This window comes from Mycobacterium sp., assembly GCF_008709575.1.
In the GTDB taxonomy this organism is placed as follows: domain Bacteria; phylum Actinomycetota; class Actinomycetes; order Mycobacteriales; family Mycobacteriaceae; genus Mycobacterium.
In genome coordinates, this window is record NZ_VYIK01000038.1 from 14,527 (window position 1) to 38,527 (window position 24,001).

Annotated in this window: 24 protein-coding genes; 8 read left to right on the forward strand and 16 right to left on the reverse strand. The window is 67.6% G+C overall.

Going from position 1 to position 24,001, the window contains the following annotated elements; all coding sequences use genetic code 11:
- Positions 1-218 precede the first annotated feature (218 nt).
- The gene (locus F6Q13_RS10300; RefSeq protein ID WP_293055869.1) at positions 219-1,142 is read left to right on the forward strand and encodes a hypothetical protein; all 924 of its coding nucleotides are present in this window, start codon (positions 219-221) and stop codon (positions 1,140-1,142) included.
- Between the two features lie 22 nt (positions 1,143-1,164).
- On the opposite strand, the gene trmD is transcribed toward F6Q13_RS10300, so the two are convergent.
- From trmD to F6Q13_RS10325, 5 genes are all read right to left on the reverse strand, one after another.
- On the reverse strand, positions 1,165-1,860 hold the full coding sequence (gene trmD, locus F6Q13_RS10305) for a tRNA (guanosine(37)-N1)-methyltransferase TrmD (protein WP_293055872.1): 696 nt from the start codon (positions 1,858-1,860) through the stop codon (positions 1,165-1,167).
- A 41-nt stretch (positions 1,861-1,901) separates the two neighbouring features.
- Complete coding sequence (rimM, locus tag F6Q13_RS10310) at positions 1,902-2,426, reverse strand: ribosome maturation factor RimM (protein WP_293055875.1); 525 nt, start codon at positions 2,424-2,426, stop codon at positions 1,902-1,904.
- Positions 2,427-2,438: 12 nt separating this feature from the next.
- Positions 2,439-2,681, reverse strand: a complete 243-nt coding sequence (locus F6Q13_RS10315) for an RNA-binding protein (protein ID WP_003878715.1) — start codon at positions 2,679-2,681, stop codon at positions 2,439-2,441.
- Positions 2,682-2,689: 8 nt separating this feature from the next.
- Positions 2,690-3,160 (reverse strand): 30S ribosomal protein S16, encoded by a 471-nt coding sequence (gene rpsP, locus F6Q13_RS10320; RefSeq protein WP_293055878.1) that lies wholly within the window; start codon positions 3,158-3,160, stop codon positions 2,690-2,692.
- Between the two features lie 178 nt (positions 3,161-3,338).
- The gene (locus F6Q13_RS10325; RefSeq protein WP_293055881.1) at positions 3,339-3,758 is read right to left on the reverse strand and encodes a nuclear transport factor 2 family protein; all 420 of its coding nucleotides are present in this window, start codon (positions 3,756-3,758) and stop codon (positions 3,339-3,341) included.
- 87 nt (positions 3,759-3,845) lie between these two features.
- Between F6Q13_RS10325 and F6Q13_RS10330 the strand changes: the two genes are divergently transcribed.
- Positions 3,846-4,739 (forward strand): D-alanyl-D-alanine carboxypeptidase family protein, encoded by an 894-nt coding sequence (locus F6Q13_RS10330; protein WP_293055927.1) that lies wholly within the window; start codon positions 3,846-3,848, stop codon positions 4,737-4,739.
- Positions 4,740-4,938: 199 nt separating this feature from the next.
- On the forward strand, positions 4,939-5,313 hold the full coding sequence (locus F6Q13_RS10335; RefSeq protein WP_293055884.1) for an STAS domain-containing protein: 375 nt from the start codon (positions 4,939-4,941) through the stop codon (positions 5,311-5,313).
- Positions 5,314-5,360: 47 nt separating this feature from the next.
- Here the strand turns inward: F6Q13_RS10335 and F6Q13_RS10340 are convergent, their stop codons facing one another.
- From F6Q13_RS10340 to ffh, 3 genes are read right to left on the reverse strand one after another with little or no spacing between them, the layout of a single operon-like run.
- Positions 5,361-7,016, reverse strand: coding sequence for a serine/threonine-protein kinase (locus F6Q13_RS10340; RefSeq protein ID WP_293055887.1), 1,656 nt, complete (start codon positions 7,014-7,016; stop codon positions 5,361-5,363).
- 9 nt (positions 7,017-7,025) lie between these two features.
- On the reverse strand, positions 7,026-8,108 hold the full coding sequence (locus F6Q13_RS10345) for an amidohydrolase family protein (RefSeq protein ID WP_293055890.1): 1,083 nt from the start codon (positions 8,106-8,108) through the stop codon (positions 7,026-7,028).
- Between the two features lie 4 nt (positions 8,109-8,112).
- A complete protein-coding gene (gene ffh / locus F6Q13_RS10350) occupies positions 8,113-9,663 on the reverse strand; it encodes a signal recognition particle protein (RefSeq protein WP_293055893.1) in 1,551 nt (516 codons plus the stop codon).
- 110 nt (positions 9,664-9,773) lie between these two features.
- Between ffh and F6Q13_RS10355 the strand changes: the two genes are divergently transcribed.
- A complete protein-coding gene (locus F6Q13_RS10355; protein WP_293055896.1) occupies positions 9,774-10,091 on the forward strand; it encodes a DUF732 domain-containing protein in 318 nt (105 codons plus the stop codon).
- A 30-nt stretch (positions 10,092-10,121) separates the two neighbouring features.
- Entirely contained in the window at positions 10,122-10,313 is a 192-nt protein-coding gene (locus tag F6Q13_RS10360; protein ID WP_293055899.1) for a ferredoxin, read from the forward strand.
- Here F6Q13_RS10360 and F6Q13_RS10365 read toward each other — a convergent pair.
- Together F6Q13_RS10365 and F6Q13_RS10370 are read right to left on the reverse strand one after the other, a co-directional pair.
- On the reverse strand, positions 10,300-10,794 hold the full coding sequence (locus tag F6Q13_RS10365) for a hypothetical protein (protein WP_293055901.1): 495 nt from the start codon (positions 10,792-10,794) through the stop codon (positions 10,300-10,302). The two genes, F6Q13_RS10360 and F6Q13_RS10365, sit on opposite strands and share 14 nt — an antisense overlap.
- Positions 10,791-11,987 carry a cytochrome P450 gene (locus tag F6Q13_RS10370; RefSeq protein ID WP_293055903.1) on the reverse strand — a complete coding sequence of 399 codons (1,197 nt, stop codon included), beginning with the start codon at positions 11,985-11,987 and terminating at the stop codon, positions 10,791-10,793. The genes F6Q13_RS10365 and F6Q13_RS10370 overlap by 4 nt, the downstream gene beginning before the upstream one ends.
- A gap of 954 nt (positions 11,988-12,941) precedes the next feature.
- Between F6Q13_RS10370 and F6Q13_RS10375 the strand changes: the two genes are divergently transcribed.
- The 3 genes from F6Q13_RS10375 (at position 12,942) to F6Q13_RS10385 (ending at position 16,397) form a co-directional block, all read left to right on the forward strand.
- Positions 12,942-13,838 carry a PE domain-containing protein gene (locus F6Q13_RS10375; protein ID WP_293055905.1) on the forward strand — a complete coding sequence of 299 codons (897 nt, stop codon included), beginning with the start codon at positions 12,942-12,944 and terminating at the stop codon, positions 13,836-13,838.
- 59 nt (positions 13,839-13,897) lie between these two features.
- A complete protein-coding gene (locus tag F6Q13_RS10380) occupies positions 13,898-15,073 on the forward strand; it encodes a PPE family protein (RefSeq protein ID WP_293055907.1) in 1,176 nt (391 codons plus the stop codon).
- A 157-nt stretch (positions 15,074-15,230) separates the two neighbouring features.
- The gene (locus F6Q13_RS10385; RefSeq protein WP_293055909.1) at positions 15,231-16,397 is read left to right on the forward strand and encodes a PPE family protein; all 1,167 of its coding nucleotides are present in this window, start codon (positions 15,231-15,233) and stop codon (positions 16,395-16,397) included.
- A 24-nt stretch (positions 16,398-16,421) separates the two neighbouring features.
- Here F6Q13_RS10385 and F6Q13_RS10390 read toward each other — a convergent pair whose 3' ends face one another.
- The 6 genes from F6Q13_RS10390 to F6Q13_RS10415 all read right to left on the reverse strand — a co-directional run.
- Positions 16,422-16,709 (reverse strand): hypothetical protein, encoded by a 288-nt coding sequence (locus F6Q13_RS10390; protein ID WP_293055911.1) that lies wholly within the window; start codon positions 16,707-16,709, stop codon positions 16,422-16,424.
- 684 nt (positions 16,710-17,393) lie between these two features.
- Entirely contained in the window at positions 17,394-19,814 is a 2,421-nt protein-coding gene (locus F6Q13_RS10395; RefSeq protein WP_293055914.1) for a [protein-PII] uridylyltransferase, read from the reverse strand.
- Positions 19,811-20,131, reverse strand: coding sequence for a P-II family nitrogen regulator (locus F6Q13_RS10400; RefSeq protein WP_367141274.1), 321 nt, complete (start codon positions 20,129-20,131; stop codon positions 19,811-19,813). Before F6Q13_RS10400 ends, F6Q13_RS10395 begins: the two co-directional genes overlap by 4 nt.
- Complete coding sequence (locus F6Q13_RS10405) at positions 20,019-21,530, reverse strand: ammonium transporter (RefSeq protein ID WP_367141273.1); 1,512 nt, start codon at positions 21,528-21,530, stop codon at positions 20,019-20,021. Before F6Q13_RS10405 ends, F6Q13_RS10400 begins: the two co-directional genes overlap by 113 nt.
- A gap of 144 nt (positions 21,531-21,674) precedes the next feature.
- Complete coding sequence (ftsY, locus tag F6Q13_RS10410) at positions 21,675-22,859, reverse strand: signal recognition particle-docking protein FtsY (protein ID WP_293055919.1); 1,185 nt, start codon at positions 22,857-22,859, stop codon at positions 21,675-21,677.
- Between the two features lie 26 nt (positions 22,860-22,885).
- Positions 22,886-24,001: AAA family ATPase (locus F6Q13_RS10415; protein ID WP_293055921.1), on the reverse strand; the 1,116-nt coding region annotated here is incomplete at its 5' end.

Genomic DNA, 24,001 nt, shown 5'->3' on the forward strand with positions numbered 1-24,001 from the left:
GCCGGCCGACAACTGCCGCAGACAACTCGCCAATTGTGCCAGATCGCGCGCTGCCGGTGAAATCGCCGTGAATCGCCGCGCTGCGCTCGATGAAAGCCCAGGCCGGATGGTAGATGTAAAAAGGCCTGGCCGCATGAGCCGAAGCCCCGACGGATCTGGTGGAGGGGTTGAGGCCGGTCCCGGCAGGTTGGTCCGTGAGGAGCCTTGAGGAGATTGTCATGCGAACGCGGTCGTCGGGACTGCTCCTCGCGGCCACCGGGATGGTGGCGGTGCTGGTGGCGGGCTGCTTGGCGACGGGCTACGGCGTACCGCTCGCCCACGCGCCGCAAGCCCGGACCAGCCGCGTCGCTCCGCTGGTGCAAACGATCGCGCCACCGGAGGAGGCATCGCCGCGGCAGCCCGCTGCGGGGGTTTCCGAGTTGACGGCGCACATCCAGCAGGCCACCGCCGACGCCGCCGCCGCCGGGGCCGATCTGTCGGTCGCCGTCCTCGACCGTGCCACCGGCCAGCTGGTGTCCAACGGCGAGCGCCGGCTGGTCGGCATCGCATCGGTGGCCAAACTGTTCATCGCCGATGATCTGCTGCTGGCGCACGCGCAGGACAAGACGCAGCTGTCCCCCGATGACCGCGCGGCGCTCGACGCCATGCTGCGCGCCTCCGACGACAACGCCGCGGAGAATTTCTGGAATCAGCGCGGCGGCGAGGCGATCATCACCGCAGTCGCGCGCCGATACGGGCTGACGTCGACCACACCGCCCAGCGACGGGCGCTGGTGGAACACCATGAGCTCGACATCCGACCTGCTCCGCTATTACGACATGCTGCTCAGCGGCACCGGAGGCCTACCGGCAGAGCAGGCCGACATCATCCTCGGTGACTTGGCCGAATCCACCGCCATCGGCGTCGACGGATACCCGCAGCGGTTCGGCATCCCGGACGGGTTGGACGCCGAACCGGTCGCCGTCAAACAGGGCTGGATGTGCTGCATCGGCAACGACTGGATGCACCTGTCGACCGGCGTGATCGGCCCGGATCGGCGCTACATCATGGTTATCGAGTCGCTGCAACCCTCCGACGACGCCACCGCGCGGGCGACGATTACCCAGGCGGTCAAGACGATGTTCCCGGGCGGCCGGATCTGAATTCATCGCCTCTGCTTGGCGCTTAGTCGCGCTGCTTCACCAGCTCCGGCCGGCGCTCCAGCGTCCGCTGCAGTGCAGCCGCCCGACGCCACCGGGCGATGCGTGCGTGGTCGCCGGAGAGCAGCACCTCGGGCACATCGAGTCCACGCCACGTCGCCGGCCTGGTGTACGACGGACCCTCCAGCAAGCCGCTATTGGCCGGCGAATGCGAATCGTCTCGATGGGACTCAGGATTGCCGATGACATCGGGCAACAGCCGCAGCACGGCTTCGATCATCACCAGCGCCGCGGATTCGCCGCCCGGCAACACATAGTCGCCGAGCGAGACTTCTTCCACCGACATGCGGCGGGCGGCGTCGTCCATCACCCGCTGATCGATACCCTCGTAGCGGCCGCAGGCGAACACCAGATGCGCCGCCCGGCTCCAGCGCTGGGCGGTCGCCTGGGTGAACAAGGTGCCGGCGGGGGTCGGAACCACCAGAAGCGTCGTCGGCGAGCAGAGTTCGTCCAAGGCTTCGCCCCACACCGGTGCCCGCATCACCATCCCGGGACCACCGCCGTACGGCGCGTCGTCGACCGAGCGGTGCACGTCATGGGCCCAGTTCCGCAAGTCGTGCACCTGCAGTTGCACGAGTCCCGACTCGATCGCTTTGCCCGGCAACGATTGGCGCAGCGGTTCAAGGTAAGCCGGGAAGATCGTGACGACGTCGATTCTCATGTCGATTCTTGTGTCGATTCTCGTTGCTTTTCGGCTTTTCGCTACTGCTGTCCGAGCTCCAGCAGCCCCTCGGGCGGATCGATCTCGATGGTGCCGGAGTCCAGCGACACCGATGTGACGATCGCGCCGACGAAGGGCACCAGCAGTTCAGCTCCGTCGTCGCGGCGCACCGCCAGCAGTTCACCGGCGGCGGTGTGCAGGACCTCGCCGACGATGCCGATCTCGGCGCCGGCCGTCGTGCGCGCCCGAAGACCTTCCAGCTGGTGGTCGTAGTAGGTGTCGGGTTCGTCGATCGGCGGCAGCTCGGCGGAGTCGATGACGAACAGGCTCCCGCGCAACGCGTCCGCGGCGTCGCGGTCGGCCACTCCCGCTAACCGCACCAGCAGGCGCCCACCGTGGTGGCGCACCGAATCAACGGCGTAGCGGCGCTCCGGACCGTCAGCCCCCTTGGCCCGCAGAACCGTGCCCGGCGCGAACCGGGTTTCCGGATCGTCGGTGCGGACCTCGACCACCAGCTCACCGGTGACACCGTGTGCTTTGACGACGCGCCCGACGGTCAGCTCCACAGCCGGGCCCGTCTACTGGTCGGTGTCCACCACGTCGACACGGATGCCCCGGCCGCCGATTCCGGCGACCAGTGTGCGCAATGCGGTCGCGGTGCGTCCACCCCGGCCGATGACCTTGCCGAGATCGTCGGGATGGACGTGCACTTCCACGGTCCTGCCCCGTCGGCTGGTGACCATGTCGACCCGGACATCGTCGGGGTTGTCGACGATCCCGCGGACCAGGTGTTCGACGGCGTCGACGACGACGGTGCTCATGACTGCAGTCAACTTTCGGCAGCCGGCTCGGCCTGCTCGTCGCCCTCGGCCGAGTCGGCGGTTTTCTCGGCAGCAGCAGCTTTCTTGGCCGGAGCCTTCTTTTTCTTCGGCGTCGCGGCCTCGGTGCTGGGCCCACCCTCGGCGGCGGCCAGCGCGGCGTTGAACAACTCCAGCTTGCTCGGCTTGGGTTGGGCGACTTTCAACGTGCCTTCGGCGCCGGGTAATCCCTTGAACTTCTGCCAGTCCCCGGTGATCTTGAGCAGCTTGAGCACAGGTTCGGTGGGCTGAGCCCCCACGGACAGCCAGTATTGGGCCCGTTCGGAGTCGACCTCGATGAGGCTCGGCTCTTCTTTGGGGTGGTAGCGGCCGATGATCTCGATCGCGCGTCCGTCGCGGCGGGTCCTGGCATCAGCGACAGCGATGCGGTACTGGGGATTGCGGATCTTGCCGAGCCGGGTGAGCTTGATCTTCACTGCCATGGTTACGCGATTTCTCCTACCGGTGTCGCGCTGCAATTCAGCGATCCGGGCGGGATGCCGGGATCCGGTTTTGCCGTGCGCGTCTGTCTCGCCGGGCCATGCCTCGATGGCCTAGTCGCGCGGCGGACCGCCGTTTATTGTGCCAGAACATCGACGTCGGGAGAAAATCGTCCACCCATCACAGGCGGCGGTCGAAGCACTTGGTCTCGACACGCCGGCTCATCCGCCAGCCATCGGGGGTGCGGACGAACTCGTCGTCGTACCAGAGCCCCAGCAGCATCGTGGCCGCGGACTCGCCCGCGAAAACCATCGGGTTGAAGCAGAAAGTCCGCGCGGTCGCGGTGTCACCGTGCACCCGGATCGAGGGAAGACCCAGCATGTGGGCATAGGTGGCGAAATTCGGCAGCACCTCCGCCAGCCACGCTTTCACCTGCGGATAGCGGCCGACGATTCCATCGAAGGCGCTGTAATCGATGTGGGCGTCGGGGGTGAACACCGCGTCGAGGTCGTCGAATCGTCGCGAATCGATCGCCGTCGAGTAGTCCACCAACAACTGCTGGATCTCCAACCGGTCGGAGATTTCGGCCTGGCTCAACATGGGAAGTGATTCAACACGATAAAACGTGTCGAATTAGGCTCAATCTCCATGCGAAAGGCCATGCTGTCAACGGCCATGCCCAAGGCCATGCGGAAGGTCATGCGACGGCTCATCGCGTGGTGCGCGGCCGCGATCGCCGTCGGCTGCGCACTGCAGACGGCGGCGACACCGGCAACGGCCGACACCGCCGTGCAGCCGGCCGGCACGGTGCCGATCCCCGACGGACCGGCCCAGACCTGGATCGTCGCCGACCTCGACACCGGGCAGGTGCTGGCCGCCCGCGACGAGAACGTGGTGCACCCACCGGCCAGCACGATCAAGGTGCTGTTGGCGCTGGCGGCGCTCGACGCGCTGAACCTGGACTCCACCGTGGTCGCCGACACGGCCGACACCGAGGTGGAGTGCAGCTGCGTCGGCATCAAAGCCGGCCGCGCCTACACCGTGCGCCAGCTCCTGGACGGCCTGCTGCTGGTGTCGGGCAACGACGCCGCCAATACGCTGGCGCAGCTGCTGGGCGGCCAACAGTCCGCCGTGGCCGCGATGAACGCCAAGGCGGCCGCCCTGGGAGCGGTGAACACGCACGCGACCACCCCGTCGGGACTGGACGGGCCGGACGGCCCCGGCTCCTCGACCGCGCACGACCTGGCCCTCATCTTCCGGGCCGCGCTGGCCAATCCGGTGTTCGCCCAGATCACCGCCGAGCCGTCGGCGATGTTTCCCGGTGACGGCGGTGAGCACGAGATCGTCAACCAGGACGAACTGTTGTATCGGTATCCGGGCGCGATCGGCGGCAAGACCGGCTTCACCAACGCCGCCCGCAAGACGTTCGTCGGGGCTGCGGCCCGCGACGGCCGCCGGCTGGTCGTCGCGATGATGTACGGGCTCGTCCACGCGGGCGGACCAACCTACTGGGATCAGGCCGCCAATCTCCTGGACTGGGGTTTTGCGCTCAACCCAGAGTCGGGGATCGGCGCGCTCTAAGACGCCCCTCGCGGCCGTGCCGGGCGAGTCCCGGCGGGCCGCGGCGTTGGGCTAGGCTGCTCATTGGCGCGGCAGCCCCTCCGGCAGCAGCCGAAACTGGCTTGCCCGCCGTCGCGGGGTCGGCACCACCCATCGGGTTGACGCCACAGCCCTTGCCACCGCATGCCGTCCGGGCTCGCACAGGGAACGAGGAGCGATGATGGCCGAAAACCATGCAGTACCGGGCAAGACCGACTTCGACGTCACCGAGACGTGGGTTAGGCGGTTAGCTGTGGTGTCGGTGCGGGGGGACGTGGACATGCTCAGCGCGCCGAGGTTGACCGAAGCCATCGACTCCGCCCTCGCCAAGGAGCCGCACGGGCTGATCATCGATCTGTCCCGGGTCGAGTTTCTGGGGTCGGCCGGGATCAGCGTCCTCATGGCGGCCCACGGCAAGATGGGCGAGTCGGGCCGGTTCGCGGTGGTTGCCGACGGCCCGGCCACCCACCGGCCGCTCACGCTGCTGGGCCTGCACGAGATCATCTCGGTGCACCGCACGCTCGACGACGCGCTGACCGCATTGGCCGACGCGTAACCGGCATGGCAGCAGCTCGGTCCGGCCGGTGCCGACCATGGTGATGGTCAGCGGGTCGGCGTCGTGGCGGGCGGCGGCGCCGGGACGGTCACTCCCGGGGGCACACCACCGGTCCGGCCCGCCACCGCGGGGATCACTATCGTCGCTCCCTGCTGGCCGCACTCATTGCTTTCGACGTTGATGGTCATGTCGCCGCGCAGCGGTCCGTTGCCGTGCGGTTGCAGCGTCAACACCTGCTTGGTGGTCTGCTCGGCGGATTTTCCGTTCTGCCCGATGCAGGCAAACGGCACGGTCACCGGCCGGGACTGCCAGGCGCCGTTGCGGAAATCCAGCACGACCGGTTGAGCCGACGGCCTGGCGGCGAGGTGGTTTTTGCTGTCGACCTCGATTCCGTCGGCCACACATCCGGTGGGGTCGCACGACGAACGAAAAGCCCACCAGGTGGTGACGTTGGGCGGCTGGGGGTTGTAGTTGTCGTTGTAGGTTTCCTGCGCGCGGTTCATGTCCAGTTGGTAGACGCCGTCGAGAAGTTCACCCGGCCCGGGCCTGGCCGCGACGCTGGGCACCGGTGCGGCTGCCGACGGGCGGGGGGTGGTGCCCGCGGCGGCGCTACGGACCGTGGCATCGGCGCCCGGGGTGGACTTATCGCCGCCGCGATGGCCGACCACGACGCCCAAGAACACGCCCGCCAGCAAAAACAGCATCGCACCGGCTACCAGCCCCAGCACGAGCACGGGCCGCTTGTGCCACACCTCAGTGGTCGACGCCGACCGGGAGCCGGTCTTCGCCGGTGTGCCGGCTCCGGCCTGCGGCGCCGCCTGGTCGGGGTAGTCCAGCAGGCCGGGGTAGGCCTGCGGGCGCGGGTCGAGGCTCCAGGCTTGCGCACTGAGCGCCTCGGCGAACTCCTGGCAGCTTGCGAACCGGTCGTGGGGATCCTTGGCGAGGGCTTTGGACAGTACCCGGTCGAGACGTCCCAGTTCCGGGTGACGGTCGCCGAGTTTGGGCGCCGCCGCGCCGAGGTGGTGGCCGATGACCGTCGCAGGGTCGCAATCCTGGTACGGCGGAGACCCGGCGAGCAGATGAAATGCCGTCGCCGCCAACGCATACTGGTCGGCGCGGCCGTCGACACCGAAACCTCGCAATACCTCAGGCGCGGCGTAGGCGACCGTGGCCCCGGTCACGTTGGTCGCGGTCCGCCGACCGGCCTCATCAAGCGGGCGGCCTACCCCGAAGTCCGTGAGCAGGATGCGCTGTCCGCCCTCCTCGCTGAGGAAGATGTTGGCCGGCTTGACGTCTCGATGCAGCACGCCGCGGCGGTGTGCGTATTCCAAGGCCCCGCTGACCGCGCTGACGATCGCCAGCGCCTGGGTCGTCGGCATCCCGGCCGGGAATTCTTCGGCCATGAGTTGCGCCACAGTGCGGCCCTGGACGTACTCCATGGCGATCCACAACTGTCCGTCGAACTCGCCGCGTTGATAGGTCTGCAGGATGTTGGGGTGGTAGAGCGTGGTGACGGCTTCGGACTCTCCGGTGAATCGGGCACAGAAACCGGGGTCTGCGGTCATGGCCCGCGGCAGGACTTTCAGCGCGTCGTCACGCCTGAGTGTGGGATGGGACGCGAGATAGACTTCCCCCGAGCCCGTGGTACCCAGCATCCGAATGATGCTGTACCCGGCGAAGATCGTTCCGGGGGGCAACACCATGGCCTGATCCTAGCCGCGGCCCGGCCGGAACAGCTGCCCGCGCAGAATGACCAGCTCAGGTCGACTCAGCACATCAGCCCCGCCGCGGGGATCGTCGCGGTAGCACAGCAGGTCTGCCGAGGCGCCGTGGTCCAGGCCGGGCCGGCCCAGCCAGCGGCGAGCATCCCACGATGCCGCGCCCAGCGCCGCCGTGGGGTTCATCCCGATGCGCTTGAGCGCGTCAACCTCATCGGCTATCCGCCCATGGGCGATCCCGCCGCCGGCGTCGGTGCCGGCGTAGATGGGTACGCCGGCCTCGTGCGCGGCACTGATCCGTCGCGCGCCGCGAACATACAGGTCGCGCAGATGATCAGCATAGCGCGGGTAGCGTGTCGCCGATGCGGCGATCGCCGGGAAGTTGTCGATGTTGATCAGCGTGGGAACCAGGGCCGTGCCATGGGAGACCATCAGCTCGATGGTGTCGTCGGTGAGCCCGCTACCGTGCTCGATGCAGTCGATTCCGGCGGTGATGAGTCCGGGCAGCGCGTCCTCGCCGAATACGTGCGCCGTCACCCGTGCGCCCTGCGCGTGGGCGGTGTCGATGGCCGCCCTGAGCACCTCGTCGGACCACAGCGGCGCCAAATCGCCCGCCTCGCGGTCGATCCAGTCTCCGACCAGTTTGACCCAGCCGTCGCCGCGGCGAGCCTGGTCGGCTACCGCCGCCGGAAGCTGCGATTCGTCGTCGATCTCGATCGGCAGACCGGGAAGATAACGCTTGGGGCGGGCCAGATGGCGTCCCGCCCGGATGATGCGGGGCAGATCGTCGCGGTGATCGAGGCTGCGGGTGTCGATCGGCGAGCCGCAGTCGCGCAGCAGCAGCGCCCCGGCGGCACGCTCGGTTTCGGCTTGGCGTATTGCCTCGTCGAGGTCGACCGCGCCGCCCGGACCGATGCCGACATGGCAGTGCGCGTCGACCAGCCCCGGAATGATCCAGCCCCGGTCGAAGACGGTCTCGGCGTTGGCCACCGGCTCGGCACTGAGCTTGCCGTCGACGATCCACCAGTGCGCGGGTTCGCCGTCGGGCAATCCGCGGCCGCGCACATGCAGGCGCATGCGCTTACTTCTTGCCCGGGAACTTCAGCTGGGACAAGTCGAAACCGGCCAGGCCGGGCGGCAATTCGTCAAGACCCGCGGGCAGATGCGACAGGTCGGGAAATCCGGCCGGCAAGCCGGCCGCACTGCGCCTGGGCGGTGTCGGGCCGCGCTTCTTGCCCTTTTTGCCCTTGCCTCCCTTGCCTTTGCGGGCAGAGGACTTGCGACCAAGCCCGGGGATGCCCATCGTGCCGAGCATCGACGACATCATCTTGCGAGCCTCGAAGAAGCGGTCAACCAGCTGGTTGACCTCCGAGACGGTCACGCCGGACCCGTTGGCGATGCGTAGCCGACGCGACGCGTTGATGATCTTGGGGTCGGCCCGCTCGGCCGGCGTCATGCCGCGGATGATCGCCTGCAACCGGTCGAGCTGCTTGTCGTCGACGGCGGCGAGCGCGTCCTTCATCTGGCCGGCGCCGGGCAGCATGCCCAGCAGATTGCCGATCGGTCCCATCTTGCGGATGGCCAGCATCTGCTGAAGGAAATCCTCCAGGGTCAGCTCGCCGGAGCCGATCTTGGCGGCGGCGGCCTCGGCCTGCTGCGCGTCGAAGACCTGCTCGGCCTGCTCGATCAGGCTCAGCACGTCGCCCATGCCCAGGATGCGGCCCGACATCCGGTCCGGATGGAAGACGTCGAAGTCTGCCAGCTTCTCGCCGGTGGACACGAAAAGGATTGGCGCACCCGTCACTTCGCGGACCGACAACGCGGCGCCGCCACGAGCGTCACCGTCCAGCTTGGTCAGCACCACCCCGGTGAAGCCCACGCCCTCACGAAAAGCCTGGGCGGTGGTGACGGCGTCCTGGCCGATCATCGCGTCCACGACGAACAGCACCTCGTCGGGGTCGATCGCGGCGCGGATGGCCGCCGCCTGGGCCATCATCTCCGCGTCGATACCCAACCGTCCGGCGGTGTCGATGATCACGACGTCGAAATGTTTGGCCCGCGCCTCGGCCAGCCCCGCTGCGGCGACGGCGACCGGATCGGCGGGGCCGGCCGGCTGCGTCGGATCGACCTCGGCCGCGGCGCCCGGGTGGGGAGCGAACACCGCGACGCCGGCCCGCTCCCCCACGATCCGCAACTGGTTGACCGCACCCGGTCGCTGCAGGTCGCAGGCCACCAGCAGCGGCGTGTGACCCTGGCCGCGCAGCCACAGCGCAAGTTTTCCGGCCAACGTCGTCTTCCCGGACCCTTGCAGACCGGCCAGCATCACGACGGTCGGCGGTGTCTTGGCGAACGCGAGTCGCCGGGTCTGACCACCCAAGATCGCGACCAGTTCTTCGTTGACGATCTTGACGACTTGCTGCGCCGGGTTGAGCGCGCCGGAGACCTCCGCACCCTTGGCGCGATCCTTGATTCGGCCGACGAACGCGCGTACCACCGGCAACGACACGTCGGCTTCCAGCAGCGCCAGCCGAATTTCCCGGACGGTGGCGTCGATGTCGGCGTCGGTCAGCCGGCCTTTGCCGCGCAGCCCCTGCAGGGCACCCGTCAGCCGGTCGGACAGCGATTCGAACACCCCGCCAGCCTAATGGCGCCCAGCGGGTCGCGTGGCGCGGCGTTCAGAATAACCGGGCTGTCAGGTCGCCGACATGCATGTGGCCGCCTTTCGTGGGACAATTGGGCCCCATGCGACGGTTGCTTACCGCTTTGGGCTCGGTTGCCCTGGTGGGGCTGGTTGCGCCCGCGCCCGCCAACGCCGACGAGGTCGACGACGCCTTCCTCGCCTCGCTCAGCAACGCCGGCATCAATTTCCGAAACCCTGAACAAGCCGTCACAGCCGGACACACCGTGTGCCAGCTGATCAAGGGCCGCAAACAAGGCCCGGAAGTGCTTGCGGTGCTTCAGAGCTCCAATCCCGGTATCACGCCCGACGGGGCACGCAGGTTCATGGGGATTTCGCTGAACGCATACTGCCCCGAACTGCTGCCGCCGAGCGGCAGCTGAAACGCGCCGGATAGGTCGTGAGGGGATCACATGCGAGTTCTGTTGGATCGAACGCGATGCGTGGGTCATGCCCAGTGCTACGCGGTTGCGCCGGACCTGTTTCCGATCGACGAGAGCGGATACTCAATTCTTGAAGACCATGAAGTCGACCCCGGCGACGAGAAGGCGACCCGCGAGGGTGCCGCGGCCTGCCCAGAGTTAGCCATCATCATCGAGGAGTGACCGGCGGGAATCGCTTCAGACAGTAGGCTGTAAGGTCGACGATCAACTCGTCGAGCTGTTTCTGACGGCGAATTCCGCGGGTCCCGGCACCCAGGATCGTCTGGTAAAGCCTTATGGCGGTAACGGGATTCAGCGCGTTGGCAGCTTGGTCGAAACTCGCCAGTATGTTCGGGACGTCACCGGCATCCTGAGCTACCAGCGTCATCATCGCCGCGACCCGGTCAGTTATCTCGGTGTCATCCGTCAGCTCGCAAATGGCGCGGCCGTGTAACGCGATGCGCCGGTACATGTCCGCCAGGCCGAGCCGGTAGATGGTTCTGAGACCGCCGATATAGCTTTGGAATCCGGCGATATCACCCGGGTCCGGTTTTTCAAGTTGTGCTATGTGCTCGTGAATCAGTTCGCCCGGGCCTCGGTCGAGTGCCCGTAAGAATTCCTGGATGTGAGCCGACAGGCGGCTGTCGCGCGGGCCATCGGTCATGGCGGCATCCGGTTCTCCCACGACAGCATGAGGCTGTCCAGATGGGTGACGCCGGTCGGTTTGTGCACGATCGACGGTGCGCAACCCGGCTCCAGCCCGAACTGGGGAACGCGGGTCAACCACTCGGTCACGAACGTGGTCATTTCACGACGAGCCAGATGCAGTCCCAGGCACCTGTGCATCCCACCGCCGAACGCCCAGTGGCGTTGCCGCTGAATTGCCCCGTTGCGTGTCCGGGATATCTCGTCGCCGCCGTTTTCTCTGCCGGCGGCTTCCAGGGCCAGCCACACCGCGCTGTGTGCCGGTATGGTGAAACCGCCGACGTCGACTTCTCTGGTAGTCATGCGCGGAATCGCCGGACCCGGTGTTTCCAGCCGCAAAATCTCCTCGACGAACGCCGGAATTTGTGTCGTATCCTCGCGCAGCTGTATCTGGAGTTGCCGATCGCGCGCAAGGTAAAGAAGTGCGAAACCAATTGCGGCAGAGACCATTTCAATTCCGGCAACGGAGAACAACAACAGGATGACCGAAATCACTTCGATCTTGCTGAGCGGAAAATCATTGTCTTGGACAAGTCGCTCCAACAGCGGCCAAAGGATCCCGGGCGCGCGCCGCGGGTTCCCCAGTCCGGCGTCCAGCGACGAATTGAGCCACTTGACGAGGGCGAGTTGGGCTGCCCCGGTGGAGTCTCCGACGACCGCGGCCCGGGTCAGCCGAATGGCCCTGCCGTCGTCTGCCGGCAGTCCGCACACCGCCAGCAACGCCTGGGCAGCGTAGGTGTCGGCGATTTCGGTCGCATCACCGTGCCCGCGGGCGGCAGCCGCGTCGACCAGTGCGCACGCCCGCTCGCGCAAGACGGGATCGAACGGCGCCAGCCCCTTGGGGCTGAAAAGAGGGTGCAGGACGCTGCCGAACCGGGCGTGCTCGGACGGTGTGCGGCACGACAGTGGGACCTGAGGCAGGGGTGCGCCGAACAAGCTGACGGCGAAGGTTTTCGGCGGTGAGGCAAACGTGTGCGGATCCAGTAGTGCCGCGCGCACGTCGTCGCGCCGGGTGAGATAGTAGCCGCGCAGTATCGGGTCGCCCGCGGCGATTTCCACCACCGGACCCAGGCTGCGCAGCTGATGCCAGTAGGCGCTGCGGTCTGCTGCGAAAAGCGGGCTCTCCTTGTGGTGTAACGGCGGCGAACTCACGTTGACTCCCTACGTCGCAGCCGACCGGACTCATGGCAGCACGATGCCGGCCGGCACCGGGTCACGCGGGCACACGAGCCACGGGACAGATACCGGCGTTGCCCGGGGTGGCCTCCCCGACCCGGCGCCGCGTGTGCGCCGCCCGCCGCCGAGGCCAGGCAGCACGCGCGACGGGTGGTTCGTGATGTCTTAGACAGTGCCCCGGAAAACTCGGACAACGCGACGTACGCTCCGGCGTTTCTTCTCATCCCTTTTCCAAGTCTCGTTAGAGTGTTTTCCGGGTCTTTTCCGGGTCTCTTAGAAGTTTGGCAAGGCGGCATCGCGGCGCAATGCGCGCACCGCAGTGCGACATTGAGACGTAGGTCACCACAGAGCATTCCGGTCTGGATTGGGAAACTAAGTTGTGGCCTGCTGATGTGCAAGTGGAACGAAAAGTTCTGCGGTTCTCCACAGCGAGAGGCCGAGCCTGCGCGCGCAGCCGGGCCGAACCGAGCTGGGTGAGGTCAGGATGGGTGTGAGAGCGTCGTTACACCACCATGAGATCGGTGCAAAAACTAGGCACAAGCAGCGTTTTTGGTGTGGCCCACGGGTCGGGATCACGCGGCGACCGGTTCGGCGGGACGGTGCGTGGCCCGTCAGCGACGGTCGGGCAGACGGCCACGCCTGACCTGACGCCGGACGGGCGGGCAGGTGCCGACGACACGCCCGCTGTGAGAATGAGTTAACATGCATGACTTATTCGGCGTGAGGTCTTTTTAACAACACCGTTACAGAATCATGCCACTAAATGTGACGTGTTAAGAGTTGGTCCGTAAACGTTAAAAAGCCATTAATCGGCTGGGCGTCACCCCGTTATCTGCGTAATCCTGTAGCAGGATCGTCGTCAGGACGCCACCAACGCATGGAAAAACGGTAGCCGACTCGCCGAAACTCGTTGGCGCCCAGGAGGGACAAATGTTCGTAAAAACAGTGCCCGAGGCCATCGCCGCAGCCGCAAGCCAGCTGGAGGGCATCGGCACTTCGTTTGCCGCAGAGAGCTCGGCAGCCGCGGCGCCGACCACGGCCCTGCCCCCCGCCGCGTCCGACGAGGTGTCGATTCTGCAGGCCGGCGTGTTCTCCACCTACGGCCAGCTCTACCAGACGGTCAGCGCCCAGGCTCAGGCCATTCACCAGCAGTTCGTGAACCTGCTGGGAACCTCGGCCAACTCCTACGGTGCCACCGAGGCGGCCAACCAGGTCGCGGCTGCCTCGGCGTCGCTGTCGAATGCGGCGGCCTCGGGCGGGTCGGCGACCGCGCAGTCCGGCGGCGCGCTCAGCGGCATGGCCAACGTGATCAACAACATCGCCAACTTCCTCAGCGGATCGGGGCCTACCGGAGCCTCGAGCGGCTTCGTCACCGTGCCCATGGCCGAAGCGGGCAACTTCGCCTCCGCCTACTCCGATGTCATCGGGATGGGCGGCGGCGGCATGCTGACCGCGTTGTCCGAACCCGTCGTCGACTTCGGCGGCTTGTCGGCCGGACTGGTCAGTTCGGTCAGCCCGGCAGCGGCTGCCGAAACCGCGAGCCTGAGCGCAGCGCCGGTACTGGCCGGAATCGGCCAAGCGCCGGCGATCGGCGCACTGTCGGTGCCGCCCAGCTGGGCTGCCGCAGTCCCGGCGACGAGCACACCCGTGACTTTGGCAGCCCAGAGCTGGACCACCGCCGCCCCGCCCGCCGGCGGCACGCCGGGACTTCCGGGCGGCATGCCCGCGGTGGCCTCGGCCGGCCGCGGTGGCTCCAGCTTCGGTGCCCCGCGCTACGGCGTCAAACCCAAGGTCATGCCCACGCTTCCCAAACCGACTATCACCTAGCGACCCGCACGGGCCCTGACCGCGATCCGAGCTTCGACCAGAACGGGATGTGACACATCATGGTTTTCGATTTCGCCGCGCGACCTCCCGAGGTCAACTCCGCGCTGATGTACTCCGGTGCCGGCGCCGGGCCGTTGATGGCGGCCTCCTCGGCGTTCAACACCTTAAGCGCCGAGCTGAGCTCCAACGCCGCCTCCTACGAGTCGGTGATCTCCCAGCTCGTCGGCTCGGAGTGGCACGGCCCGTCGGCACAGGCCATGGCCACCGCGGCCCAGCCGTTCATCGGCTGGCTGCACACCACCTCCGCGCAGCTGCGCCAAGCGGCCCTGCAGGCCGCCGCCTCTGCAGCGGCCTACGAGGCCGCGCTTGCCGCCACCATCCCGCCGGCAATGGTCGCCGCCAACCGGGCCCAGCTCGCGCAGCTCGTCGCGACAAATATCCTGGACCGAAACGCTGCGGCGATCGCGGCCAACGAGGCCACCTACGCCGAATTCTGGGAGCAGGACGCCGCCGCGATGTACGGCTACGCCGCCAACTCGGCGGCCGCCGCCCGGCTGTCGCCGTTGAGCCCGCCCCCGCAGAACACCAACCCCGCCGGGCAGGGCGCCCAAGCCGCCGCGGTGAGCAACGCCGTCGCCGGCAACGCGGCCACGGCCGGACTCAACGGCCTGCTCGGCGAGCTGCAAAACGCCCTCGGGGTGGCGGCCACCCAGGCGCAAAGCGGCGGCGGGGCGCTCTTGTCGGCGGTCAACAATTTCTTCAACGTGTCGGTCGTCCAAGACGTGATCTACAACGTCGGGGTCACCGTGGCCTGGAACGTCGCGATGATGACTGCAACTTTCCCGATGCTGGGCCATTTCCTGGCCAGCGCCCCGCTGGGCATCACCGTCGGTGACATCACGCCCCTGGGTGAGGGTGCGGGCATGGGGATGACGCTGGTCAGCGCCACCACGCCGGCCGGCGGTGGGTCGGTGATGGCCGGCCTGGGCTCATCCTCCTCGGTCGGCGGGCTGTCGGTGCCGGCCGCGTGGTCGGCGGCCGCCCCGGCGGCCGAAACCGGCACCACAGTGGCCGCTACCGAATGGACCGGAGCTTTCGACGACGGTCTCGACACGGCAGAAACTCCGGGCGCCCTGCCGGGAATGGCCTCTGCCACCGGGCGCCCGGGCCACGGCTTCAGCCAGCCCCGCTACGGCGTCAAACCCAAAGTGATGCCCAAGCAGGTGCTGGTATGACGCGGCCGCGGTGCGTGACACCAGAAAGCCTTGGGCGGGTCCGGCGCCGGATGAAGCAGTGACCAACACAGCCTCTGGATCACCAGAGATGGTAAACGCTGCCCGGTTTGATCCCGACCACGATCCGATCTTCGACCACGACGGGATGTAAGAGGTCATGATTTTCGATTTCGCCGCGCGACCCCCCGAGGTCAACTCCGCGCTGATGTACTCCGGTGCCGGCGCCGGGCCGCTGATGGCGGCTTCCTCGGCGTTCAACACCTTAAGCGCCGAGCTGAGCTCCAACGCCGCCTCCTACGAGTCGGTGATCTCCCAGCTCGTCGGCTCGGAGTGGCACGGCCCGTCCGCACAGGCCATGGCCGCCGCGGCCCAGCCGTTCATCGGCTGGCTACACACCACCTCCGCGCAGTTGCGCCAAGCGGCCCTGCAGGCCGCCGCGTCGGCAGCGGCCTACGAGGCTGCGTTCGCCGCCACCATCCCGCCGGTGGTGATCGCCGCCAACCGCGCCGAGCTGGCAGTGCTCATCGCGACCAACTTCCTGGGCCAGAACACCCCGGCGATCGCGGCCAACGAGGCCGCCTACGCCGAATTCTGGGCCCAGGACGCCGCCGCGATGTACGGCTACGCCGCCGCCTCGGCAGCCGCCGAAACGTTGTCGCCGTTGAGCCCGCCCGCGCAGAACACCAACCCCGCCGGGCAGGGCGCCCAAGCCGCCGCGGTGAGCAACGCCGTTGCCGGCAACGCGGCCACGGCCGGCCTCAACGGCCTGCTCGGCGAGCTGCAAAACGCCCTCGCGTCGGCGACCAGCACCGCGCAAAGCGGCGGCGGCGGGGCGCTGGTGTCGGCGGTCAACAATTTCTTCAACGTACCGGTCGTCCAAGACCTCATCGACAACGTCGGGGTCACCATCGCGTGGAACGTCGCGATGATCACCGCGACCTTCCCGATGCTCGGCCACTTCATGGCCAGCGCCCCGCTCGGTGTCACCGTGGGTGACATCACGCCCCTGGGTGAGAGTGCGGGCATGGGGATGACGCTGGTCAGCGCCACCACGCCAGCCGGCGGTGGGTCGGTGATGGCCGGCCTGGGCTCGGCCTCCTCGGTCGGCGGGCTGTCGGTGCCGGCCGCGTGGTCGGCGGCCGCCCCCGCGGCCGAAACCGGCACCACACTCGTCAGCGCCGGCGCAGCCGTCGGCGCGGGCAACGGCACGACGGGCGCCCCGGGCATCCTGCCGGGGCTGGCCTCTGCCGCCGGCCGTCGCGGCTTCGGCGGGCCGCGCTACGGCGTCAAACCCAAGGTGATGCCCCAGCGGCTGCTGATATAACAGCGTTCGGTTTTCACGCCGACGTCACGGGTGGTACATATCCTGATTGGCCAAACACTCGGGCGGCGTGACTGCCATGTCAAGTTTGGTGACCCCCGGACATTCTTCGTGTTCTAGCTGCGACCCGTTCTCGCAAATATAGTACGCGTTGGAATCGTCGGGATCGGGCACATAGTGGATTCCGGCAAGGTCGGGGCAGACGATTTCCTCGCCCGGCGGCATCGAGCGCGGCTGGGCGTGTGCCACAGCCGGACTCATCGCGCTCACCCACCAGAACCCGATGCCGGCGATAGCGGTCCCGACGGTAGCCACCGATCTCATCCTGGCAAACATCACTGCTCCTCATCATTGTGCGCCCTTCGGGCCCTTCACCGACGGCAATTAGCAACGGCACCTGGTCAACGCGATTCGGGATTCATCTCCGGGAAGCTGCTGAATTATGCGGACGAATCAATAATACGGTAAGAAATGCTGGCACATCCGCCCAAAAGTCGTTTCACGCCATAATTTCTTGCGCATCATCGCGCGATCACCGCGATAGGCCCCGGCGCGGGCAGCACGCGGCACCGCTGGCCGATCGTGTCACTGTTCAGACGTACGTTCATAAATCGCGACTTTTGTCCCGATATCTGGACTACAGTGACTCTCTAGCGTCGCCCAGGGCCGAGTCGGGAAGCGCTCGGTCTCGGCGCTCGCTGCGGCCCGGCGAGAGGAGAAAGACGATGAAACAGTCGGCCCGGTGGCCATTGCTCGCAGGCGCCGTTGCGTTGTTGGCCGTGATCAGCGCCGCCGGCAGCATCGGCGACCCGGGGCAGGCCCGCGCTGGCCCCCCACAGTGCCTCGCCGAGGCGACGGATCCCTGCCCGGTCCAGGCGCAGGCACCCCATGTCGATCCGCCGCGGCCCCGCGTTCAGATCTATTGCCGGCCTGCGGGGCCCAAGTGGGGAGCGCACTGCTACCGCCGGGTCGTGCCATGATCCGGCGATCGTCGTCCCGCTAAGACGGCACCCGCAATACGGCCAACAGGTCGTGTTCAATCACCGATCGCAACCCGCTCAGTGCATGCGCCGCGGCCGGATGCGGGACAACGCAAAACACATCGTTGACCATCGACCCCCGCGTCGTGACCTTCGCCCAGGCGATATCGACTCCGGCGCGCTCGAGAACCCCGGCAAGCCGGGCCAGCAGTCCCGGCCGGTCGGTCGCGCGAACTTCCAAGAGCAACTTGTCCGGCGCATCGTCGAACCAGAAGACCCGTGGCGGGGCCGGTGAGCAATGAACCGGAACCGCAGTCGGTACCTCGCCGACAGGCGCGAGATCGTCTTGGCTGTCACGCTGCCTGAGCCGGTCAAGAACGTCGACATCACCCGCGAGTGCCCCGATGAACTGTTGCCGCAGAAGTTCATCGGGCGGTGCCGAGCCGAAATGTGGTGACACCACGAACTCGTTGATCGCGACGCCCTGGTGGACATTCACCGACGCCGAGTGCACCCGTAGCGAGTTAAGGGCCAGTACGGCAGCCGCTTTCGACAGCAGCCCGCGCTGATCTGGCGCGATCATCACGGCGTGGTGCATGCGCGGCCCGTCGCCGCGGCTGATCCTGACCTGCACGCCGCCCGCGGCTGCCATGGCAATGTATTGCGGATCAATGGGTTCCGCCTCTGGCAACGGCTGGCCAGTCATCATCGCTCGGCAGCGGCGCACCAGGTCACCGACCAGCGATGCCTTCCAGTCGCTCCAGACCATGGGACCGGTGGCCAACGCGTCGGCCTCGGTCAGGGCGTGTAACACGTCGAGCACCAACGGATCCCTGCCGAGAGCCGCCGAAACGGTCGCCACGGTGCGGGGATCGCTGAGGTCCTGACGGATGGCGACTTTGGACAACAAAAGGTGCTGGGCTACCAGTATCCGCAGCATTTCGACATCGGACGGCCACATACCTATCCGAGTGCCGATGGCCACGGCCGCCTCTGCGCCCCGCACGCTGTGATCGCCACTGCTGCCCTTGCCGATGTCGTGCAGCATCGCGGCCAGCAGCAGCAAATCGGGGCGCGCTACCCGGGTCGTGAGAGTGCTCGCGCGGACCACTGTTTCGACTAGGTGTCGATCCACTGTCCAGATGTGGACACTGTCGCGCGGCGGAAGATCACGAACGGCATCCCATTCCGGGAACAGCCGGCTCCACAGCCCGGTGCGGTCGAGGGCTTCGATCGTGGTCACCGCGGACGGGCCCGCAGCCAACAACACCAACAGGTCGTCCAGGGCCTCGCGCGGCCAGGGCGTGGGCAGCTCGGACGCCGTTTCAGCCACCCGGACCAGCGTCGATGCCGCGATAGGCAGCCCGGTGACTGCTGCGCTGGCGGCCAAGCGCAGCACCAGCCCCGGATCGCGTTCCGGCCGGGCGTCCCGGGCCAGCACTATCTGCCCGCCAGATTCGACTACGCCCTCGTCGAGCGGCCGGCGCAGTCGCCGCCCGGTCAAGATGCCGCGCCGTGGCAGCGCGTCGGCAGCTGTCCGCAGCCCGGCGTCGACGGCAAAGCTGATGCTGCGGGCCGCACTCGAAATCTCTCGCGCCAGGTCGTAGCGGTCACCGATACCGAGGGCCGCGCTGATCTCATCGGCGTATTGGGCCAACAGCAGGTCATGCCCGCGGCCGGAGACACGGTGCAATTCGGTGCAGACGTCGAGCAGGGTGCGGTAAGCATCGCCCAGCCAGACCGGGGTCGAGTGATCCGGACCGGAGGCCGTGAGCGGATCGGCCAGCTGGGCGACGGCGAGCGCGCCGAGCAGCCGGACGTCGCGCAAACCGCCCCGACCACATTTCAAGTCGGGTTCGGCGCTGTGGGCGATGTCGCTGCTGCGGCGCCACCGCGAGTGCGTCACGTCGACGAGTTCGGCGAACCGCGAAGCGATCCCGCGTCGCCACTGCGACCGTACACCGGTGATGAGCGCCGCCGACAGCTGCGCGTCTCCGGCGATGTGGCGGGCGTCCAGCATCGCCAGTCCGGCTGAGATGTCGGCGCCGGCGACCTGCAGTGTTTCCGCGACGGTTCGCACACTGTGGTCGAGGCGGATGTTGTTGTCCCACAATGGGTACCACAACAGATCCGCGACCTGACTGACGATGTCGGCCGGCGCGTTGTCATGCAGCAGCAGCAGGTCCAAGTCGGAATACGGCAGCAGTTCACGCCGGCCCAGCGAACCGGTCGCGACGATGGCGAAGCCGCAGCCCTCCGTCAGGCCGATCTCGGCCGCCTTGGCGATCAACCAGGATTCATACAGCTCGCGGAATTTTTCGCGTAATGCGGCGGCGTCCGGTCGAACCGATGCACCGGACAACAATATTTCCCGGACAGCAGCTAAATCCGTTGCTGAGCCGGGCAGTTGATCTGATCTATTCGCCAAATCGATTCTCATATCGCGTCGGCACCGCGCTCAGCGGTGCGCACCCGGACAACGGTTTCGACCGGGCTGACCCACACTTTGCCGTCGCCGATCTTTCCGGTGCGCGCCGCCCGCACAATGCTGTCGAGGACCTTGTCGGCGGCGAAATCGTCGACTAAGACCTCGACCCGCACCTTCGGGACGAAGTCGACCGCGTATTCCGCACCGCGGTAGACCTCAGTATGACCCTTTTGCCGCCCGTAGCCCCGGACTTCGCTGACCGTCATCCCCAGCACTCCCACCTCCTCCAGGCTGGTCTTGATGTCCTCGAGCGTGAACGGCTTGACGATCGCGGTGATCAGCTTCATTTCCGTATTCCCCTTCAGCCGGGTGTGCGAGAACCGACGTGTCGACAACCGCGAAGTCGTATCCGCTCTCGGCGTGTTGCGCTTCATCGATGCCCGCGGCTTCGTCATCGGCGCTCAGGCGCAGCCCGATGGTGTACTTGATGGCCAGAGCCAAGATAGCCGTGACCACAGCCGAATAGGCGAGAACGCTGAAGGCGCCGACTGTTTGCCGTTCGAGTTGGCCGAAGCCGCCGCCGTAGAAAAGCCCGGGGGACACACCGGCGACACCGTCGATGGCGACGGTCTCCGGCGCCGCGAGCAAACCCACCAGCAGCGTGCCGGCCAGCCCGCCGACCAGGTGTACTCCGACCACGTCGAGAGAATCATCGAAGCCGAACCGGTATTTCAGACCGACCGCCAACGCACAGACGATCCCGGCCACCACACCGATCACCAGCGCACCCAACACGTTGACCGACGAGCACGACGGCGTGATCGCCACCAGCCCGGCCACGATTCCCGACGCCGCCCCCAGCGAGGTGGCATGGCCGTCGCGGATGCGCTCGGTGAGCAACCAGCCCAGCATGGCGGCCGCCGTCGCCACCGTGGTGGTGACAAACGTCGACCCGGCGGCGCCGTTGGCGCTGACCGCCGAACCGGCATTGAACCCGTACCAGCCGAACCACAGCAATCCGGCGCCGAGCATCACCAGCGGCAAGTTGTGTGGGCGCATCGGGTTCCTCGGCCAGCCTTGACGCCTGCCGAGGACGATCGCGAGAACCAGGCCGGCGACCCCGGCGTCGATGTGCACGGCGGTCCCGCCGGCGAAGTCGATGGCATGCACCTTGTTGGCGATCCACCCGCCGTGGGCCGCGACGACCCCGTCGAAGGCGAAGACCCAGTGGGCGACCGGGAAGTAGACGAACGTGGCCCACACTGCGGCGAAGAGCATCCAGCTGCCGAACCTCAACCGGTCGGCGACCGCACCGGAGATCAGCGCCACCGTGATGATCGCGAACATCAGCTGAAAGGCCACGAAGACGGTTTGGGGCACACTGCCCGCCAACGGGATCTCGACCGCCGGGGTCGACGTGGCGGGATCGGCCGCGACGGCATTGACCCCGATGAGACCCTTGAGGCCGAAGTACTCGGTGGGCTTGCCGGCGATGTTGCCCACGTCGTCGCCGAAGGCCAGCGAGTAGCCGTAGAGCACCCACAGCACGGTCACCACGCCCATCGCGCTGATACTCATCATGATCATGTTGAGCACGCTTTTGACGCGGACCATCCCACCGTAGAAAAACGCCAGGCCCGGCGTCATCAACAGCACCAGCGCAGAGCTCGCCAACATCCAGGCGGTGTCCCCGGTGTTCGGCGCACCCATCGTGGGGAAACGGTCCACGCGCCCCAACCTCCTTCGCCGAGGCCACGACCCACAACGGCGGGGCCGATGGCCTGCTGCAGACAATGCGCAGGCGTTGTTTCGGCTCCAACGCAAGGCGATTTCTGGGGCGTTACATCGTGCTCACGGATGCTGATGCGAGCCTCAGCCCAGCAGCGCGTCGACGAACGCGGCCGGGTCGAACGCTGCCAGGTCGTCGGGTCCCTCGCCGAGCCCGACCAGCTTGACCGGCACCCCCAATTCGTGTTGCACCCGAAAAACGATGCCGCCTTTGGCCGTCCCGTCCAACTTGGTCAGCACCGCCCCGGTGATGTCGACCACCTCGGCGAACACCCGCGCCTGCGCCAGCCCGTTCTGCCCGATGGTGGCGTCGAGCACCAGCAGCACCTCGTCGACCGCTGCGCGCCGGGACACCACCCGCTTGACCTTGCCGAGTTCGTCCATCAGACCGGTTTTGGTGTGCAGCCGGCCTGCGGTGTCGATGACCACGACGTCGGCACCGGTGGCGATGCCTTTGTCGACGGCGTCGAACGCGACCGAGGCCGGGTCGGCCCCTTCGGCGCCGCGCACCACCTCGGCGCCCACCCGGGCGGCCCAGGTTTGCAGCTGGTCGGCGGCAGCGGCCCGAAACGTGTCGGCGGCGCCGAGCACCACGCGCCGGCCGTCGGCCACCAACACCCGCGCCAGTTTGGCGACCGTGGTGGTTTTGCCGGTGCCGTTGACCCCGACGACCAACAGCACGGCCGGGTGATCGGCATGCGGCAGCGCCCGGATGGAACGGTCCAAGCCGGGTTGCAGCTCGTTGATCAACACCTCCCGCAGCACTGCGCGGGCTTCGGCCTCGGTCCGGACGTTCTTGCCGGCCAGCGCGCTGCGCAGCGCCGACACTACCGACGCGGTCGCCGCCGGACCCAGGTCGGCGACCAGCAGAGTCTCCTCGACCTGCTCCCAGGAGTCCGCGTCGAGATCCCCGCCGCCGAGCAGCCCCAACAGGCTGCGGCCGAAGGCATGCTGCGACGTGGCCAGGCGCCCGCGCAGGCGTTCCAGCCGGCCCGCCGGCGCTGCGATGGCCGCGATCTCCGGCTCTGGCGCCGCGGCGGCATGGTCCGGCTCGACAAGCGCAACCTCGCCGGCCTGCTGAGCGGGCGGCGCCGTCCGGCTGAAGGTGATTCCCGACGTCGCGGTGTAGCCCCCCGACCGGTCGAGAGTCTGCTCGCGCGCCGAGAGCCTGATCCGCCGCCGCCGGTAACGCACCAGCCCCAGGACCAGAGTGGCGACGACGAGCAGTGCGGCGGCGGCCGCTATCGCGATCCAAAGACCTTCAGACACCCCGCCATTGTTCCAGGGGCCCACCGCTATCCTGCGCCGACCAACTCCTGACCCCGCAACCGCTGCGAAACCACTGCGGTGACGCCGTCGTCGCGCATCGTCACGCCGTAGAGCGCGTCGGCGACCTCCATCGTCGGCTTCTGATGGGTGATGATGATCAGCTGCGACTGGGCGCGCAGCTGGTCGAGCAGGCTGAGCAGCCGTCGCAGGTTGATGTCGTCGAGCGCCGCCTCCACCTCGTCCATGACATAAAACGGCGACGGGCGGGCCCGGAAGATCGCCACCAGCATCGCCACCGCGGCCAACGACTTTTCCCCGCCGGACAACAGCGACAACCGCTTGACCTTCTTGCCCGGCGGCCGCGCCTCCACCTCGACGCCGGTGGTGAGCATGTCGTCGGGATCGGTCAGGCGCAGCCGACCCTCGCCACCCGGAAACAGTGCGGCGAACACCTCCCGAAACTCACGTTCGACGTCGGCGTAGGCGTCGGAGAACACCTGCAGAATGCGGGCGTCGACGTCGGCGACGACGTCGAGCAGGTCCTTGCGCGCAGCCGTGACGTCCTGCAGCTGAGTGGACAGGAAGTTGTAGCGCTCCTCCAGCGCAGCGAACTCCTCCAACGCCAGCGGGTTGACCCGGCCCAGCTCGGCGAGTTCCCGTTCAGCCTGTTTGGCCCGGCGTTCCTGGGAGGCCCGGTCGAATGGCATCGGGGCCGGCGCGCGCACCTGCTCGCCCCGCTCCCTTGCCTGCTGGTATTCGGCAAGCTCGAGCTCGGTCGGCGGCAACGGCACCTGCGGGCCGTATTCGGCGACCAGGTCGTCGGGCGCCATCCCGAATTGCTCGAGCACCACGTGTTCGAGCTGTTCGATACGCAGCGCGGCCTGCGCTTTGGCCACCTCGTCGCGGTGCAGCGCCTCGGTGAGTGCACCGAGGCGGGCGTTGAGCGCGTTCACTTCGTCGCGCGCCTTGGCCATCGCCGCCGACCGCTGCTCCCGCTCGGCGGCCAGGGCCTCGCAGGTGCGCGACGCGGCGCCGATCACCTGATCCAGCCGCTGGGCCAGCAACCCGCCCGCGTCGGCCACCGCGGCAGCGACCGCGGCCGCACGCTCCCGCGCGACGCGGGCCTGTTGTGCGCGCACCCG